The sequence below is a fragment of the Oleiphilus sp. HI0066 genome, assembly GCF_001635725.1.
In genome coordinates this window covers 1-839 of the sequence record NZ_LWFH01001510.1, presented here as the reverse complement: position 1 = coordinate 839, position 839 = coordinate 1, and the positions used below count along the sequence as shown (strand labels likewise).

Below are 839 nucleotides of genomic sequence, written 5' to 3'. Positions count from 1 at the left end.
AGCAACGTTTTCAAGAGTCAGCTTGCCGGCCTCTATTTTTGAGAAGTCTAATATATCATTGATCAACACTAACAAAGCATCAGCGCTGGATTTAGCAAGCTTCACGTGCTGTATTTGCTCCTTGGTCAGGCTGCTCGATTCAAGCAATCCCAACATGCCAAGAATTCCATTCATCGGCGTACGGATCTCGTGACTCATACTAGCGAGGAACTCAGATTTCAATTGGGCTGATTCTTCTGCTTTGAATTTGGCATCTTCCAAATATTGCTGTGTTTTTTCTTGATGTGTGACATCTTGTTGAAAACCCAGAACATGCGTCACAAGGTTGTCATGATTACGTATCGGCGTTAACGACAGCTGATTATGGAATTCCTCTCCCGATTTTTTATAGTTGATGATATTTACCGTGATTGGTTCAAAATTACGCAGCGCCGATTTTATCAAAGCCTTTTTGTGAGGCTGTGTGTTTTGACCTTGAAGAAAACCGCAATTTCTACCGATCACTTCGTTCGCAGCATAGCCAGTTTGTCTTTCAAAAGCCTTGTTTACATATGTAATCGGAAACCCTTGCTCTGTTGCATCAGAAATAATAATTGGTGTTTGGGCTTCATCAATCGCCTGATTTTTTATCGACAGCTCTTGCTTTAATTGCTCTGATTTCGTGATGTCCACACCTGTAATCACGATACCGATCACTTTATCAGAACGATCCTTGTATAGTGTTTTGTGCCAGCTGACTCTTGAAAACGTTGCTTTTGATATCGTCAATCTACTGTCGGATGTTTCCAGCAGTATTGCATGCGTATCTGAAGATAAGTCTTTAGAGTTAATTCTCGATA

At 40.9% G+C, this 839-nt stretch carries 1 protein-coding gene; it reads right to left on the bottom strand.

Annotation, left to right across the window (positions count from 1 at the left end):
- Nucleotides 1-696 (bottom strand): histidine kinase dimerization/phospho-acceptor domain-containing protein (locus tag A3738_RS23495; protein ID WP_231876743.1); only part of this gene is annotated, 696 nt, incomplete at its 3' end.
- Nucleotides 697-839 lie beyond the last annotated feature (143 nt).